The sequence below is a fragment of the Fulvivirga maritima genome, assembly GCF_021389955.1.
In the GTDB taxonomy this organism is placed as follows: Bacteria; Bacteroidota; Bacteroidia; order Cytophagales; family Cyclobacteriaceae; genus Fulvivirga; species Fulvivirga maritima.
In genome coordinates this window covers 2,528,771-2,543,363 of record NZ_CP089980.1, presented here as the reverse complement: position 1 = coordinate 2,543,363, position 14,593 = coordinate 2,528,771, and the positions used below count along the sequence as shown (strand labels likewise).

The following is a 14,593-nucleotide window of genomic DNA, read 5'->3' as shown; positions in this document are numbered from 1 at the left end:
CCTGAAATTATGAATACATTAATATATGCATCAATAGGGTTTATAGTTGGAATCATATTATTACCACTAATCAGATATTGGGGTATACGCTATAAGTTTGTAGATAAGCCCAACCACAGAAAAGTGCACAAAGCCCCAATACCAGCTCTGGGCGGCGTTGCCGTTTTTCTGGGAATCTCTGCCTTTTATGCAATACTTCCCTCTCAAACATATTTAGAACAATGGAATGTTTTCATCATCACCATATCCATGCTTTTTATGATTGGGTTGCTTGATGATAAATTTGACATTTCATCAATAGTAAGATTAGCGGTACAATTACTATGCGCTGGTGCCATTGCTTTTGCTGGCATTAAGGTAGAATCATTACACGGCATTTTAGGAATCTATGAGGTAGCTCCATGGCTGCAAATTCCTTTTACCATCATTATAATAGCAGGTGTAACCAATGCCTTTAACCTTATTGACGGGATTGATGGGCTGGCCGGAGGTTTATCCTTCATTAACACCACTGTACTTTCTGTAGTATTTTATATGATTGGTCAAACTGACTTAGCTTTATTCTGTGCTCTCGTTAGCGGGCTACTATTTAGCTTTTTGATTTACAACTTCCATCCCGCAAAGATTTTTATGGGAGATTCCGGATCATTAGTTCTGGGATTTATTTTCGCCGTGTTAGGCATTCATATCATCACTACTGACATTCATAATATTTACCCTATTGAAGTAAATATAAATTTAGTAATCGGTCTATTAGCTCTACCTGTTTTTGATACTCTGAGGTTGTTTATGGAAAGAATTGTTCAAGGAAGATCTCCTTTTTCCGCTGACAAAAATCACATCCATCACCTCATTTTAAATAACAGTGCTAATCACATGAAAGCATCTTACAAAATCTATTTGATTCATACCACTTTTGTAATTACAGCTTTATTATGTACACGACAGTCTTTATCTATTTTAGCCTCATTATTGATAATTGAATACATCTTATGTATCTTTTGGTATAGATATAAAAGATTATTAACCAAAACAGATAGCAAATATCTGGCTTATAGTGAGGAGGACGGCTAATGCCCCAAACATACAGAATATTTATTGTTGAAGATGACCCTTGGTTTGGCGAAATGCTAAAGTATCATCTATCTCAAAACCCTGATCATGAAGTAGAATTATTTAAAACCGCAAAAGAAGTGTTGGCCTCATTATCAAAAAATCCAGATCTTATTACTCTGGACTACTCTCTGCCAGATATCGATGGAGATGAGCTCTTTTCTAAGATAAAGAGCAAGCTCCCTAATACGCCTGTTATTGTGGTAAGTGGCCAAGAGCAGGTAGGCATCGCTTTAAAGTTGCTCAAAATGGGGGTTTCTGACTATTTCATTAAGAATGATGACACTAAAGAACTAGTTTGGAATGCAGTAGGAAAAATCAAGGAAACACAAGATTTAAGAGAAGAGGTTAAAAGTCTCAAACAGCAGTTAGATGAAAAGTATGACTTTGATAAGTTGATCAAAGGCAATAGCCCTCAGGTAACTAAACTATTTGAGGTAATGAATAAAGCCGCCAAAACAAACATTAATGTTTCAATCACGGGCGAAACCGGTACAGGAAAGGAGTTAGTAGCTCAAGCCATTCACTATAACTCACCCAGAAAAAACAAGGCCTTTGTACCCGTAAACATGGCTGCAATCCCTGCTAACCTATTGGAAAGCGAGCTTTTTGGATATGAAAAAGGGGCCTTTACCGGTGCCGTTGGCAGCAAGCCTGGTAAATTTGAAGAAGCCAATAAGGGAACCATCTTCCTGGATGAAATCGGTGAGATGCCTTTAGAACTTCAAAGCAAACTGCTCCGGGTTCTGCAAGAAAGAGAAATTACCAGACTTGGTAGTAACAAAAGCATACAGCTAGACATAAGAGTAATAATAGCTACGCATAAAAATTTAGCTGCAGAAGTAAATGAAGGCAATTTCAGAGAAGATCTTTATTATAGAATAGTTGGGCTACCTATTACCTCCCCACCGCTTAGAGAGCGTGGTAACGACATTTTTGTGCTGGCAGAATATTTCCTAAAACAGTTTAGCAAAGAGAATAAGTTAGATACAATCACTATAGATAAACATGCAAAGAAAAAGCTCATGGGCTATGGTTTTCCTGGCAATATACGTGAGCTAAAATCAATAATAGAACTGGCAGCTGTAATGTGCGATGACAACACCATTACAGAAAAGGATATCTCTTTTATTCCTACAGATAAAAAAGATAGCTTCGTTACGGAAGAGAAAACCATGAAGGAATATAATAAAGATATCATACGTCACTTTTTAGAAAAGTATGACAACAATGTTTTGAAAGTGGCCAAAAAATTAGACATAGGTAAATCAACCATATATAAAATGATTAAGGAAGGAGAATTGTAGTGGAAAGCAGGGTGAATAAAGGATTGGGAAATAGTGAAGTTGGGTATATGAAGGCAAAGTTATTCACTATAAAGAAGCATAAAGAAAAAGTGGCCTCAGTAGCGGCTAAGGACAATACGTGTCAACTAGAAGCCAGTTTACGTAGGCTTAAAACTATTAGAGAGCTAGAAGATAATTTTTGGGAAGTAAATTTATCTAACAATACTATACAACTTTCCAAGCACGACTCTACCTTCAAGTTTCATGAAGAGGATAAAATAGAAGATCTATTCACTTGGTCTGAATATATACATGCTGACGATAGAACTAATTTCCTCAAAACTATTCAGAACACCTATCTAAAAAAGAATGATAAATTAAACCTCACAATCCGGCTAAGCACACCTTCCGAAGCTTATAAGTGGATAATGCTGAGAGGCATTGTATCTGAAGTAGATGCATCTAATACCCCTACAATTATAACAGGTATATTTTCCGATATTTCTGGCATTAAGAATACTGAACTTGATATTAACAAATCCAATTTAAGGCTCAAAACTACTATTGCCAGATTAAATAATGGCGTTCTGCTTGAAGATGAGAACCGGAAAATAATCATCACTAATCAGAAGTTTTGTGATCTCTTCAATATACCCGTAGAACCAGATTTATTGATAGGAAGCGACTGTTCTAAATCTGCAGAGCAGGTAAAAGGCCTTTTTAAACAACCTGATGATTTTGCTAAAAATATTGATACATTACTTTCCAACAAAAAGCCTGTAATAGGTGAAGTCCTTGAAATGGTTGATGGTAGAATTCTAGAAAGGGATTTCATTCCTGTAATTCTAGAAAATCAATATATAGGCCATCTATGGAAATATAGAGACATTACTCATCGTGAAATATCTCGAAAACTTTTAAGCGCTAGTGAAGAGAAGTATAGAAGCATAATAGACAACATGAAGCTTGGTTTACTTGAGGTAGATAATGAGGAGAGAATATTACATGCCAATCAATGCTTTTGTGACATAACAGGCTATGGGCTGACCGAGCTTAAAGGAAATGTTGCTTCTGATTATTTACTGAAGGAAGAGAACATCGGTGTAATGCGAGAAGTAAATAAATCCAGAAAGCAGGGGATCTCAAATATGTATGAGATTCCGATAAAAGATAAGAAAGGAAAAATGAAATGGCTTTTGATCAGTGGTGCTCCTCTATATAACACTGAGGGGCATCAAACAGGATCAATAGGGATACATTTGGACATTACCGCTCAAAAAAAGCTTGAAAGTGAGTTAAGAGAAGCTAAAATAGTGGCTGAAGAATCAGTGAAAGCTAAAGAAATCTTTTTGGCCAATATGAGTCATGAAATAAGAACTCCAATGAATGCTATTTTAGGGATGAGTAACCTATTAAAAAAAGACTAGCCTTGACCAAGAGCAGCAGAATTATTTAAAAGCCATTAACACCTCTGGAGAGAATCTACTGGTAATAATTAATGACATTCTTGATCTATCAAAAATAGAAGCTGGCAAATTAAAAATAGAAGCTGTAAACTTTAACCTGAAAGAATCTTTAGAACAACTAGAAAAAATGTTCATGTATAAGGCTCAGGAAAAAGGACTTCTTTATCACATCTGTCACTCATTAGATTTACCAGAAAATTTCATTGGAGACCCTTATAGGATTAATCAAATTCTTATTAATCTGGTAGGTAATGCTATCAAGTTTACAAATAAAGGAGAAGTTTCTGTTTCTGTTAATTTGCATAAAATTAAATCAGATCAGTATACCGTGAGATTTAAAGTCTCTGACACTGGTATTGGTATGGATGCTGAATACAAAAAAAGATTATTTGAAAATTTCAGCCAGGAAGATCCCGGAATAACCAGAAAATATGGAGGAACCGGTCTGGGACTGGCTATTTCCAGCAGATTGACTGAATTAATGCAGGGTTCTTTAGAAATTGAAAGTAAAAAAGGTGAAGGAACTTCCATTTCATTTTCTATACCATTAAAAATTGGTATCCAAAAGTGCTCTGAATCCGTAGTATCACAAACTACAGAAATGAAAAAGCCACTTGCCGGATTAAACATTCTGCTAGTAGAAGATAATGAATTTAACAGGCTTCTGGCCACAACTATTCTCTCTAACCATGGAGCATGTATTACTGAGGCATCTAATGGCTTAGAGGCCACCAAAACAGCTAAGAGCGCTTCTTTTGATATTATACTGATGGACATACAAATGCCAATAATGAATGGCTATGATGCTGCAATCTATATCAGAGAAAACATTGATAAAAACATCCCAATTATTGCTCAAACAGCCAATGCAGTAAAAGGGGAAGATAAAAAGTGCTTAAATGCCGGCATGGATGATTACATATCAAAACCATTTGAAGAGCAAAAGCTCATTAATAAAATTTTAAAAGTAATTAACAAACGCAAAAAGATGACTAAAGTGAATGCGACTACAAATAATGAAAAGGAGGAAGCTCAATATGATATCACCATTTTAGAAGAGATGGCTAGAGGTGATATGGCCTTCATTTCAAAAATGCTACAAACAGTCGTAGATACTGTTCCTGAAGAAATTTCCAAGCTGGAATCAGCTTATGAAAATAAAGATTTGAAAACTGTTAAATCAGTTGCCCATAAAATAAAACCTAGTCTACTGAATCTTAAAATTAGTGCCAGCGAAACTATCAGAGAAATCGAAATTTGGGAGGAAAATCAGGATTGGGAACTGCTAGGAAAAAAGATTTACTTCTCTAAAACTTCTTTAGAAGGAGTAATAAATAAAATAAGAGAGGATCATCTTTCTTAAGAAAGATGCTATGCGAAATTTAGAATGAAACAAAGACTCTAAATTCCCAAGGAGAGCTATAAATACCATTTACGTCATAAGCAAAATCGTATAAGGCCATAAAATTAATGGCCGCTCTCTGACCTACAGGTTGAGATATTCCTCCTCCAAATAGTACCCTACTCGTGTTTTCCCTATCCTGAAAGTCTGAATCATAACTAGGATAATTAATGAGATTGTACTCACCCTGGAGAAAGAATTGATTGATATTATATCTCACAAAAGTATTTCCACCATATAGGTTAGTATTAGTATTGAGATTTTTCCACTTTATATATTGATAGGTAAGCCCTACACCTGCAGAAAGATTAGGCGTGATCATATAACCAAGTACTGGTGATACAGATAAATTGGTTTGTGTATTATTAGAAAAAAAACCTAGTCCACCCCCAAAGTATACACGGTCCCAAAAAGAAGGTTCCGTTTCAAAATCAACTTGTTTTTGGGCAAATGCACCAAAAGTTAAAAAACTTAAAACAACAAAGGTGAATATTCTTTTCATTCCTCTTCTTCTACTATTACAAACAAATCTTCAGATTCCTTCTTCATGAAGTACTTTTCACGTGCGAACTTCTCCAGTAGCTCATCATTGCTCAGCAGCTCTTGTCTATCCTTTTTCACTTCTTCTATTTTTTCCAGATAATACGCCTTTTCATCTTCCAAATTGTCTTTCTGGCTTTTTAATTGAAATTGAGTAATAAGATCATTTGCATCAATAAAAAGCATCCAGACCAAGAAGAATAAACTAAATAAAAAATAAAAGCTTTTAGTGAACTTAGGAAGTTTCATAGTATAACTCTTTAGTATATTAAGATATTAAAAAGTAAGGATAAAAAAAAAGCCCCAACTCATGGGGCTTTTGAGTTTATTTAATGTTGAAGGCTTTTATGCCTGGGAAGTAAGCTGTTTCTCCTAATTCCTCTTCTATTCTTAGCAATTGGTTATACTTAGCCATTCTGTCAGATCTTGAAGCAGATCCTGTTTTAATTTGACCTGTATTAAGAGCCACTGCTAAGTCAGCAATAGTACTGTCTTCAGTTTCACCTGATCTGTGAGACATCACACTAGTGTATGAGTTTCTTGTAGCCAGGTTCACTGTATTGATAGTTTCAGTTAAAGAACCAATTTGGTTTACTTTAATAAGGATAGAGTTTGCTACTCCTTGATTAATACCATCTTGCAATCTTTTAACGTTAGTTACGTATAAATCATCACCTACCAACTGTACTTTATTTCCAGCATTCTCAGTAAGTTTTTTCCATCCGTCCCAATCATCTTCTTCCATGGCATCTTCCAAAGAAATAATAGGGTATTTATTCACCCAATTAGTCCAGAATTCAACCATTTCGTCAGAAGTTAATTGTTTTCCTGTAGAAGCAAAGTCATATACTTTCTTTTTGCTATCATAGAACTCAGAAGAAGCTGCATCCATAGCAATATAGATATCCTCTCCTGGTTTAAAACCAGCTTTTTCAATAGCTTGAAGTACCACTTCGATAGCTTCTTCATTTGAGCCAATGTTAGGAGCAAAACCACCTTCATCACCTACGTTTGTAGAAAGCCCTTTATCAGAAAGTACTTTTTTAAGGTTATGGAATACCTCAGTACCCATTCTTAAAGCATCTGAAAAAGTATCAGCTTTAACAGGCATTACCATGAATTCTTGAAAATCAATAGCGTTATCTGCATGGCTACCACCATTCAAGATGTTCATCATAGGCACAGGAAGCGTGTTAGCATTTACACCACCTATATATCTATATAATGATTGACCTGATTCTTTAGCCGCAGCTTTTGCAATAGCAAGAGAAGCTCCTAAGATAGCATTGGCACCAAGCTTAGCCTTGTTATCGGTACCATCAGCTTCAATCATGATTTTATCTAATAAATTCTGATCATATACAGAAAAACCTACAAGTTCTTCCGCTAAGATAGAGTTCACATTGTCAACAGCTTTCAAAACACCTTTTCCCATGAAAACCTTCTTGTTTCCGTCTCTCAATTCAACGGCCTCATGTTTTCCTGTAGATGCTCCTGAAGGAACGGCTGCTCTTCCTAGCACACCATTTTCTGTTACTACATCCACCTCAACGGTAGGGTTACCTCTAGAGTCGAGTATTTGTCTTGCGTGAATACTTTCAATTACACTCATTGTATATTAATTTTCAATTAAAATATATATTTAACTTTTACTTTCTCTGATCAATTCTATAAACTGATCAAATAGGTATCTTGAGTCATGTGGACCCGGTGAAGATTCCGGGTGATACTGAACGCAAAAAGCTTTCTTACCCTTCACTTTAATTCCCGCAATAGTTTTGTCGTTTAGATGTATATGTGTCGCCTCTACCAATTCTGAATTTTCAACATCCTTCTCACTGATAGCAAAACCATGGTTTTGAGAAGTTATTTCACTCAAACCGCTCTTCACGTTTTTAATAGGGTGGTTCAACCCTCTATGCCCATGATGCATCTTATAAGTAGATATACCACAAGCAATTGCCATAATCTGATGGCCTAAGCATATTCCGAAAAGAGGAACATCCTTATCCATTATTTTCTTTACAGTTTCTACAGCATAAGGCATTGCCGAAGGATCTCCTGGGCCATTGGATATAAAATATCCATCTGCACCCCATTCTTGCATCTCTTCAAAAGAAGTTTTTGCTGGAAAAACCTTACAATAAATACCTCTACTACATAAGTTTCTGAGTATGTTTTTCTTAATTCCCAGATCAAGCACAGCTACTTTAATTTCACTATTTTCATCACCTTCATAATAAGGTTCCTTAGTGCTAACTAGTGATGAAAGTTCCAATCCTGCCATAGAAGGTACCTTGTCTAGCTCATTTTGCAATGCATCTCCAGAAAGCTCCGATGAAATAATGGCATTCATAGCTCCCTTATTTCTAATATGCCTAACCAGCATGCGAGTATCTATATCAGCTATACCAACAACTTCATTTTTCTCTAAATACTCCTGCAAGCTCCCCTCTGCAGTCTTTCTACTAAATAAGTATGAATAGTCATTAACAACTATTCCACTAATTTTTGCTCCATTAGATTCTTGTTCTTCCTCAATAGTTCCGTAGTTACCAATATGGCTATTAGTATTAACAATAATTTGACCGTAGTACGACGGGTCACTATATATCTCTTGATACCCCGTCATTCCTGTATTAAAGCAGATTTCTCCTCCGCGAGTGCCCTTTTTTCCAATGGCTGTTCCTTCAAACACCATCCCATCGGCTAATAATAAATAGGCTTTTTCTCGTTTTTGTAGTTTCATTACTCTCTAGATTTACAGTTACAAAAATAAAAAAAGGGATTAGATAAAAATCTAATCCCTTCTTTTTTATAAACTTTTTTCAACGATGATATCTTATCAATCTTTCTTTTCATCAGTAGATTCTTCAGAAGCTTCGTCCTGAGCTTTTGGCTCTTCAGTTTTAGTTTCTGCCGTAGCTTCTGCTTTTGGAGTTTCAGCAGTACTACTCTTTCCACCTCTTCTACTTCTTCTAGTTTTAGACTTAGCTGGCTTATCTCCTTGTAATAACAATTCGTTATAATCAACTAATTCGATGATACACATATCAGCATTATCACCAAGTCTATTTCCAGTTTTAAGTATTCTAGTATATCCGCCTGGTCTGTCTGCTATCTTTTCAGCTACTTCGTCAAATAACATTTTTACAGACTGCTTATCATTTAGATAAGAGAATACCATTCTTCTAGAGTGAGTAGTATCAGCTTTAGCTCTGGTAATTAAAGGCTCTACGTACTTTCTAAGCGCTTTAGCTTTAGCTACCGTAGTTGTTATCCTTTTGTTTATAATCAAAGAAGCAGCCATGTTAGAAAGCATTGCCTTTCTATGAGGAGCTGTTCTACCTAAGTGATTAAATTTTTTCCCGTGTCTCATTTTAATTATTCTTCTTCAAGTTTATACTTGGATAGATCCATTCCAAAAGTAAGGTTCTTATCCTGAACCAACTGTTCTAATTCAGCTAATGATTTTTTACCGAAATTTCTGAATTTCATCATGTCAGAAATTTCAAGCTTAACTAAGTCTCCTAATGTTTTCACATCTGCAGCTTTCAAGCAATTATATGCTCTTACAGACAGATCAAGATCATTCAATGGAGTTTTGAGAAGCTTTCTCATGTGAAGCATTTCCTCATCAACTTGCTCAATTTCTCCTCCTTTATCTGTCTCAAGCTCTATTGACTTATCTGAGAACAGCATGAAGTGCTGAATAAGTATGTGAGCGGCTCCTTCCAAAGCCTTTTCTGGGTGAATAGAACCATCTGTTTCTATGTCAAGCACAAGCTGCTCATAGTCAGTTTTTTGTTCTACCCTTGTATTTTCGATACTATATTTAACGTTCTTGATAGGCGTAAATATGGCATCAATTGGAATGTATCCAAATACTTGTTCTGATGGTTTATTTTCCTCAGCAGGCAAGTATCCTCTACCTTTCTCCACATTCAATTCTACCTCAATATCTACTGATTCGTCAAGATTACAAATTACCAAATCAGGATTTAACACTTCAAAAGCAGATGTACTCTTGGCAATATCACCAGCCGTAAATTCCTTTTGTCCCTTTATGGCTATTGTTATTTTATTATCAAAAGACTCACCTATTTTCTTAAATCTAACCATCTTAAGATTTAAGATAATCTCTGAAACATCCTCTACAACGCCCTCAATAGTAGAAAACTCATGTAATACACCAGGTATTTTAATTCCTGTGATAGCATGACCTTCCAATGAAGAAAGTAATATTCTTCTCAAAGCGTTACCTATGGTAACCCCATACCCTTTTTCTAATGGTTTAAAAGTAAATAAGCCGTGGAAATCATCTGCTTTTTCCATTACGACTTTGTCAGGCATTTGAAATGCTAAAATTGACATAGGTTTTTGCTTTTATAGTTATAGCCTTACTACCAAGTAGTAAGGCTAATAATATTATTAAGTTATAAATTACTTAGAGTAAAGTTCAACGATTAATTGTTCGTTGATATTCTCAGGTATTTCATCCCTTTGTGGTAAAGTTACTAATTTACCTACCATTTCACTACCCTCCCATTCTAACCAAGGGAATCTCTTTACTCCATGTGTAGCTAAACTGTCAGTGATAGCCTCCAAAGATTTAGATCTCTCACGAACACCTACAGTATCACCAGGCTTAATAGCCACAGATGGTATATTTACAACCTCACCATTCACAACAATATGCTTATGAAGCACAAGTTGTCTGGCAGCTCTTCTTGTAGGAGCTATTCCTAAACGGAACACAGTATTATCAAGCCTGGTTTCCAGTAATTGAAGTAAAACTTCACCTGTAATACCTGACTTTCTTGAAGCCTTATCGAAAAGATTAGCAAATTGCTTCTCCAACACACCATAGGTATATTTGGCCTTTTGCTTCTCCATCAACTGGATGGCATATTCAGATTGCTTACGTCTTCTTCCACGTCCATGCTGACCTGGAGGATAACTTTTCTTTTGCAATGCCTTGCTTGGGCCGAAAATAGGCTCATTAAAGCGTCTGGCTATTTTTGTCTTTGGACCTCTATATCTTGCCATTATATACTATTCTTTAGAAATGTTATACTCTTCTTCTTTTTGGTGGTCTACATCCATTATGAGGTAATGGAGTCACATCTTTAATAGTGGTGATTTCGATACCAGAATTTTGGATAGTCCTGATAGCTGATTCTCTACCTGCTCCAGGTCCTTTAACAAAAACTTCCACTTTTCTTAACCCAAGATCGTATGCCTTTTGTGCACAATCTTGAGCTGCCATTTGAGCTGCATAAGGAGTATTCTTTTTAGAACCTTTGAATCCCATTTTACCAGCTGAAGCCCATGAAATTACCTGACCTGTAGTGTTAGTCAAAGAGATAATTATGTTATTGAAAGAAGCCTTGATGTGTGCTTGGCCAATCGCCTCCACAGCAACTACACGCTTTTTTGCTTTATCTTTTCTTTTTTGTGCCATTGTATTCTTTTGGTTATTCGGTTAGTACCTTATAACTTTATTTATTATTTAGTCGCCTTCTTCTTATTGGCTACAGTCTTTCTCTTTCCTTTCCTGGTTCTGGAATTGTTCTTAGTCCTTTGTCCTCTTACAGGTAGACTCTTTCTATGTCTTAACCCTCTATAACATCCAATGTCCATTAATCGCTTAATGCTCATTTGAACCTCTGATTTCAATACACCCTCTACTTTAAAGTTTTCACTTATAATGTTTCGGATGGCAGTTGACTCGTCGTCTGTCCAATCTTGTGCCTTTTTGTCCCAATCAATTCCAGCCTCAGTCAATATTCTCTGAGCACTACTTTTACCTACACCAAATATATAGGTAAGGGCGATTACACCTCTTTTGTTATCTGGGATGTCTACTCCTGCAATTCTTGCCATAGCTTAGCCTTGTCTTTGTTTAAACCTAGGATTTTTTTTGTTGATCACGTAAACCTTTCCTTTTCTTCTGATTATCTTACAATCAGCGCTACGCTTCTTTACTGACGCTTTAACTTTCATGTCTCTTATTTATATCGATAAACAATTCGTCCTTTTGTCAAATCATATGGTGACATTTCTAATTTAACCCTGTCACCGGGTAAAATCTTAATATAGTTCATACGCATCTTTCCAGAGATATGAGCTATTACCTCGTGAGCATTTTCCAATTCTACTCTGAACATAGCATTGGACAACGCTTCGGTAATCGTGCCATCTTGCTCTATAGATTTCTGCTTTGCCATATATTAAAAATTAAAGTTTTCTTCTATAAACTTATGGGTCGTTAAGACCTCAGTTCCTTCTTTAAATATTGCCACTGTATGCTCATAATGAGCTGAAGGTTTTCTATCGGCAGTTCTTATGGTCCAACCATCTGATTCTTGTACTACATTTCGAGTCCCCAAATTAACCATGGGCTCAATTGCAATCACAAGACCTTCTTTCAACTTTGGCCCTTTGCCTCTTTTACCATAGTTAGGTACTTCTGGACTTTCATGTAAATCTTTTCCTACTCCATGTCCTACCAATTCTCTAACTACTCCATATCCGAAAGCCTCTACATGCTCCTGAATAGCGTAGGCTACATCACCTATTCTATTTCCAAATACAGCTTTTTCAATACCTTTATAAAGAGATTCCTTAGTACGCTTTAAAAGTTTTATTACTTCTTCATCTACTTCTCCTATTGGATAAGTATAAGCGGAATCACTATGAAAACCTTTATAAAAAACTCCCCCATCTACAGATATTATATCTCCATCTTTCAATTCATAGTCTCCGGGAAACCCGTGCACTACATCTTCATTAACAGAAATACATAATGAAGAAGGGAAGCCGTTATAATTCTTAAATGAAGGTACACCTCCATTATCTCTTATAAACTCCTCAGCTATCTTATCAAGCTCTATAGTCTTTACTCCTGGCTTAATAGCTTTGGCTACTTCTCCGTGCGCCTTACCTAATATAAGGGCACTTTCTTTTATTAATTCAACCTCTTCTCGAGTTTTGTAATATACCATTTATAGCTATGCTGCTACTGTTTGAGATCTACCTTTCACTTTTCCAGACTTCATCATTCCCTCATAATGTCTCATTAGTAAGTAACTTTCAATTTGCTGAAGAGTGTCTAAGATAACACCCACCATAATCAAAAGAGAAGTACCTCCATAAAACTGAGAGAAATTGGCGCTTACTCCTGCTTGAACAGCAAATGCCGGAAGTATAGCTACTATAGCTAAAAAGATTGAACCGGGTAATGTTATTCGGGTTAAAACCTCATCTATAAAATCAGAAGTTTGTTTTCCTGGCTTTATACCTGGTATGAACCCGCCATTTCTTTTCAAATTATCAGCTATATCATTCGGATTAACCGTAATTGCTGTATAAAAGAAAGTAAATATCAATATTAATAAACCGAACAATAAATTGTACTGCCATGAATATGGATTTGAGAAGGTAGACCCTATATAAGACCCCACTTCACTTTCCTTCCATATACCAGCAATTAAAGGCGGTATAAACATCAATGCTTGAGCAAAGATGATAGGCATAACACCTGAGGCATTAATTTTCAAAGGAATGTAATCCCTTTTACCACCGTATAATTTATTACCTATAACTTGTTTTGCGTATTGAATCGGTATTCTTCTAGTAGCTTGTGTTAATGCTACAACGCCCACTACTATAAAGAATAAGGCAACAATTTCAAGTACAAACATCAATGCTCCACTCATACCTCTATCAAGCATTTCGTTAAGCAAAGATCCTGGTAATCTTGAAATGATACCGATCATAATTAACATCGATATACCATTACCAATTCCTTTGTCCGTAATTTTTTCACCTAACCACATACAGAACATTGTTCCAGCAACCAAAATAATCATTGATGTAACCTGGAAGAATGATGGAGAATACATAATAGCCTCTCCTGGTATAGTAGTGGCCAAATAACCTGCTGATTGAGCAAGTGTAATTAAAATAGTAAGTACCCTAGTAATCTGAGTTAATCTCTTACGCCCAGATTCACCTTCCTTCTGTAGTTTCTGAAAATACGGAACAGCCACTGTTAATAGCTGAATAACAATTGATGCCGAGATATAAGGCATTATACCTAGCGCGAAAATTGATGATCTCTTAAAAGAACCTCCTAGGAAAGTATTTAATAAATCAAATATACCACCTTGAGGACCAGCTCCTAAAGCATCAGTATCAACACCAGGTAACACAATATATGATCCGAGTCTAAATACTATCAGAAAACCGATAGTATTTAGAATTCTTACTCTAAGATCTTCTATTGCGAATATATTCCGTATTGTAGTGAAAAACTTCTTCATAATTATAGTTGAGTAACTTTACCACCAGCAGCTTCTATAGCCTTGGCAGCAGAGGAAGAGAACGCGTGCGCTTCAACATCAACCTTAGATTTCAATTCACCTCTACCTAATATTTTAACTTTATCATTTTTACCAGCCAATCCGTGCTCAACCAAATCATTGAATTTGATTGTTTCTACACTTGCACTTTCAATAAGTGACTGGATAGTATCTAAATTAATCGCTTTATACTCTACCTTGTTAGGATTAGTAAATCCAAATTTAGGAACTCTTCTTTGCAATGGCATTTGACCACCTTCGAATCCTAATTTTTTAGAGTATCCTGAACGGGACTTAGCTCCTTTGTGACCTCTTGTAGCAGTGCCACCTTTACCAGAACCTTGTCCACGACCAATTCTCTTCTTATTCTTTACTGAACCTTTTGCAGGTGTTAATGTATTTAATTTCATCTGTTCAATC

At 35.9% G+C, this 14,593-nt stretch carries 18 protein-coding genes and 1 pseudogene; 5 read left to right on the top strand and 14 right to left on the bottom strand.

The window, feature by feature from the left end; genetic code table 11:
- Positions 1 to 9: 9 nt before the first annotated feature.
- The 5 genes and pseudogenes from LVD15_RS10875 (at position 10) to LVD15_RS10860 (ending at position 5,228) form a co-directional block, all read left to right on the top strand.
- Positions 10 to 1,074 carry a glycosyltransferase family 4 protein gene (locus LVD15_RS10875; RefSeq protein ID WP_233780360.1) on the top strand — a complete coding sequence of 355 codons (1,065 nt, stop codon included), beginning with the start codon at positions 10 to 12 and terminating at the stop codon, positions 1,072 to 1,074.
- Positions 1,074 to 2,420, top strand: coding sequence for a sigma-54-dependent transcriptional regulator (locus LVD15_RS10870; RefSeq protein WP_233780359.1), 1,347 nt, complete (start codon positions 1,074 to 1,076; stop codon positions 2,418 to 2,420). The genes LVD15_RS10875 and LVD15_RS10870 overlap by 1 nt, the downstream gene beginning before the upstream one ends.
- 47 nt (positions 2,421 to 2,467) lie before the next feature.
- Entirely contained in the window at positions 2,468 to 3,826 is a 1,359-nt protein-coding gene (locus LVD15_RS10865; protein WP_233780358.1) for a PAS domain S-box protein, read from the top strand.
- A 10-nt stretch (positions 3,827 to 3,836) separates the two neighbouring features.
- A pseudogene (locus LVD15_RS27270) lies at positions 3,837 to 3,920 on the top strand (hypothetical protein); the annotation flags it as partial.
- Between the two features lie 72 nt (positions 3,921 to 3,992).
- Positions 3,993 to 5,228, top strand: a complete 1,236-nt coding sequence (locus LVD15_RS10860; RefSeq protein ID WP_233780357.1) for a hybrid sensor histidine kinase/response regulator — start codon at positions 3,993 to 3,995, stop codon at positions 5,226 to 5,228.
- Between the two features lie 19 nt (positions 5,229 to 5,247).
- On the opposite strand, the gene LVD15_RS10855 is transcribed toward LVD15_RS10860, so the two are convergent.
- The 14 genes from LVD15_RS10855 to rplO form a co-directional block, all read right to left on the bottom strand.
- Positions 5,248 to 5,769 (bottom strand): hypothetical protein, encoded by a 522-nt coding sequence (locus LVD15_RS10855; RefSeq protein WP_233780356.1) that lies wholly within the window; start codon positions 5,767 to 5,769, stop codon positions 5,248 to 5,250.
- On the bottom strand, positions 5,766 to 6,056 hold the full coding sequence (locus LVD15_RS10850) for an FtsB family cell division protein (RefSeq protein ID WP_233780355.1): 291 nt from the start codon (positions 6,054 to 6,056) through the stop codon (positions 5,766 to 5,768). The genes LVD15_RS10855 and LVD15_RS10850 overlap by 4 nt, the downstream gene beginning before the upstream one ends.
- 76 nt (positions 6,057 to 6,132) lie before the next feature.
- Entirely contained in the window at positions 6,133 to 7,419 is a 1,287-nt protein-coding gene (gene eno / locus LVD15_RS10845) for a phosphopyruvate hydratase (protein WP_233780354.1), read from the bottom strand.
- 30 nt (positions 7,420 to 7,449) lie between these two features.
- The gene (gene carA / locus LVD15_RS10840) at positions 7,450 to 8,556 is read right to left on the bottom strand and encodes a glutamine-hydrolyzing carbamoyl-phosphate synthase small subunit (protein WP_233780353.1); all 1,107 of its coding nucleotides are present in this window, start codon (positions 8,554 to 8,556) and stop codon (positions 7,450 to 7,452) included.
- A gap of 96 nt (positions 8,557 to 8,652) precedes the next feature.
- Positions 8,653 to 9,186, bottom strand: a complete 534-nt coding sequence (gene rplQ, locus LVD15_RS10835; RefSeq protein WP_233780352.1) for a 50S ribosomal protein L17 — start codon at positions 9,184 to 9,186, stop codon at positions 8,653 to 8,655.
- A 5-nt stretch (positions 9,187 to 9,191) separates the two neighbouring features.
- Positions 9,192 to 10,181, bottom strand: coding sequence for a DNA-directed RNA polymerase subunit alpha (locus tag LVD15_RS10830; protein ID WP_233780351.1), 990 nt, complete (start codon positions 10,179 to 10,181; stop codon positions 9,192 to 9,194).
- A gap of 69 nt (positions 10,182 to 10,250) precedes the next feature.
- Positions 10,251 to 10,856: a 30S ribosomal protein S4 gene (gene rpsD, locus LVD15_RS10825; protein ID WP_233780350.1), complete on the bottom strand. Its 606-nt coding sequence runs from the start codon at positions 10,854 to 10,856 to the stop codon at positions 10,251 to 10,253.
- A 22-nt stretch (positions 10,857 to 10,878) separates the two neighbouring features.
- Complete coding sequence (rpsK, locus tag LVD15_RS10820) at positions 10,879 to 11,271, bottom strand: 30S ribosomal protein S11 (RefSeq protein ID WP_202244597.1); 393 nt, start codon at positions 11,269 to 11,271, stop codon at positions 10,879 to 10,881.
- Between the two features lie 44 nt (positions 11,272 to 11,315).
- The gene (rpsM, locus tag LVD15_RS10815) at positions 11,316 to 11,693 is read right to left on the bottom strand and encodes a 30S ribosomal protein S13 (protein WP_233780349.1); all 378 of its coding nucleotides are present in this window, start codon (positions 11,691 to 11,693) and stop codon (positions 11,316 to 11,318) included.
- A 3-nt stretch (positions 11,694 to 11,696) separates the two neighbouring features.
- Positions 11,697 to 11,813, bottom strand: coding sequence for a type B 50S ribosomal protein L36 (ykgO, locus tag LVD15_RS10810; RefSeq protein WP_002695078.1), 117 nt, complete (start codon positions 11,811 to 11,813; stop codon positions 11,697 to 11,699).
- Between the two features lie 5 nt (positions 11,814 to 11,818).
- Positions 11,819 to 12,037, bottom strand: a complete 219-nt coding sequence (infA, locus tag LVD15_RS10805; RefSeq protein ID WP_202244599.1) for a translation initiation factor IF-1 — start codon at positions 12,035 to 12,037, stop codon at positions 11,819 to 11,821.
- Between the two features lie 3 nt (positions 12,038 to 12,040).
- Entirely contained in the window at positions 12,041 to 12,814 is a 774-nt protein-coding gene (gene map / locus LVD15_RS10800; RefSeq protein ID WP_233780348.1) for a type I methionyl aminopeptidase, read from the bottom strand.
- A 6-nt stretch (positions 12,815 to 12,820) separates the two neighbouring features.
- Positions 12,821 to 14,134: a preprotein translocase subunit SecY gene (gene secY / locus LVD15_RS10795; protein ID WP_233780347.1), complete on the bottom strand. Its 1,314-nt coding sequence runs from the start codon at positions 14,132 to 14,134 to the stop codon at positions 12,821 to 12,823.
- Positions 14,135 to 14,136: 2 nt separating this feature from the next.
- The gene (gene rplO, locus LVD15_RS10790; RefSeq protein WP_233780346.1) at positions 14,137 to 14,583 is read right to left on the bottom strand and encodes a 50S ribosomal protein L15; all 447 of its coding nucleotides are present in this window, start codon (positions 14,581 to 14,583) and stop codon (positions 14,137 to 14,139) included.
- Positions 14,584 to 14,593: the final 10 nt, after the last annotated feature.

Excerpts from the sequence above, each read along its gene's own strand:
- LVD15_RS10875 (WP_233780360.1), top strand. The coding sequence starts at position 10 with ATGAATACATTAATATATGCATCAATAGGGTTTATAGTTGGAATCATA.
- LVD15_RS10870 (WP_233780359.1), top strand. The coding sequence starts at position 1,074 with ATGCCCCAAACATACAGAATATTTATTGTTGAAGATGACCCTTGGTTT.
- LVD15_RS10865 (WP_233780358.1), top strand. The coding sequence starts at position 2,468 with ATGAAGGCAAAGTTATTCACTATAAAGAAGCATAAAGAAAAAGTGGCC.
- LVD15_RS10860 (WP_233780357.1), top strand. The coding sequence starts at position 3,993 with ATGTTCATGTATAAGGCTCAGGAAAAAGGACTTCTTTATCACATCTGT.
- LVD15_RS10855 (WP_233780356.1), bottom strand. The coding sequence starts at position 5,769 with ATGAAAAGAATATTCACCTTTGTTGTTTTAAGTTTTTTAACTTTTGGT.
- LVD15_RS10850 (WP_233780355.1), bottom strand. The coding sequence starts at position 6,056 with ATGAAACTTCCTAAGTTCACTAAAAGCTTTTATTTTTTATTTAGTTTA.
- eno (WP_233780354.1), bottom strand. The coding sequence starts at position 7,419 with ATGAGTGTAATTGAAAGTATTCACGCAAGACAAATACTCGACTCTAGA.
- carA (WP_233780353.1), bottom strand. The coding sequence starts at position 8,556 with ATGAAACTACAAAAACGAGAAAAAGCCTATTTATTATTAGCCGATGGG.
- rplQ (WP_233780352.1), bottom strand. The coding sequence starts at position 9,186 with ATGAGACACGGGAAAAAATTTAATCACTTAGGTAGAACAGCTCCTCAT.
- LVD15_RS10830 (WP_233780351.1), bottom strand. The coding sequence starts at position 10,181 with ATGTCAATTTTAGCATTTCAAATGCCTGACAAAGTCGTAATGGAAAAA.
- rpsD (WP_233780350.1), bottom strand. The coding sequence starts at position 10,856 with ATGGCAAGATATAGAGGTCCAAAGACAAAAATAGCCAGACGCTTTAAT.
- rpsK (WP_202244597.1), bottom strand. The coding sequence starts at position 11,271 with ATGGCACAAAAAAGAAAAGATAAAGCAAAAAAGCGTGTAGTTGCTGTG.
- rpsM (WP_233780349.1), bottom strand. The coding sequence starts at position 11,693 with ATGGCAAGAATTGCAGGAGTAGACATCCCAGATAACAAAAGAGGTGTA.
- ykgO (WP_002695078.1), bottom strand. The coding sequence starts at position 11,813 with ATGAAAGTTAAAGCGTCAGTAAAGAAGCGTAGCGCTGATTGTAAGATA.
- infA (WP_202244599.1), bottom strand. The coding sequence starts at position 12,037 with ATGGCAAAGCAGAAATCTATAGAGCAAGATGGCACGATTACCGAAGCG.
- map (WP_233780348.1), bottom strand. The coding sequence starts at position 12,814 with ATGGTATATTACAAAACTCGAGAAGAGGTTGAATTAATAAAAGAAAGT.
- secY (WP_233780347.1), bottom strand. The coding sequence starts at position 14,134 with ATGAAGAAGTTTTTCACTACAATACGGAATATATTCGCAATAGAAGAT.
- rplO (WP_233780346.1), bottom strand. The coding sequence starts at position 14,583 with ATGAAATTAAATACATTAACACCTGCAAAAGGTTCAGTAAAGAATAAG.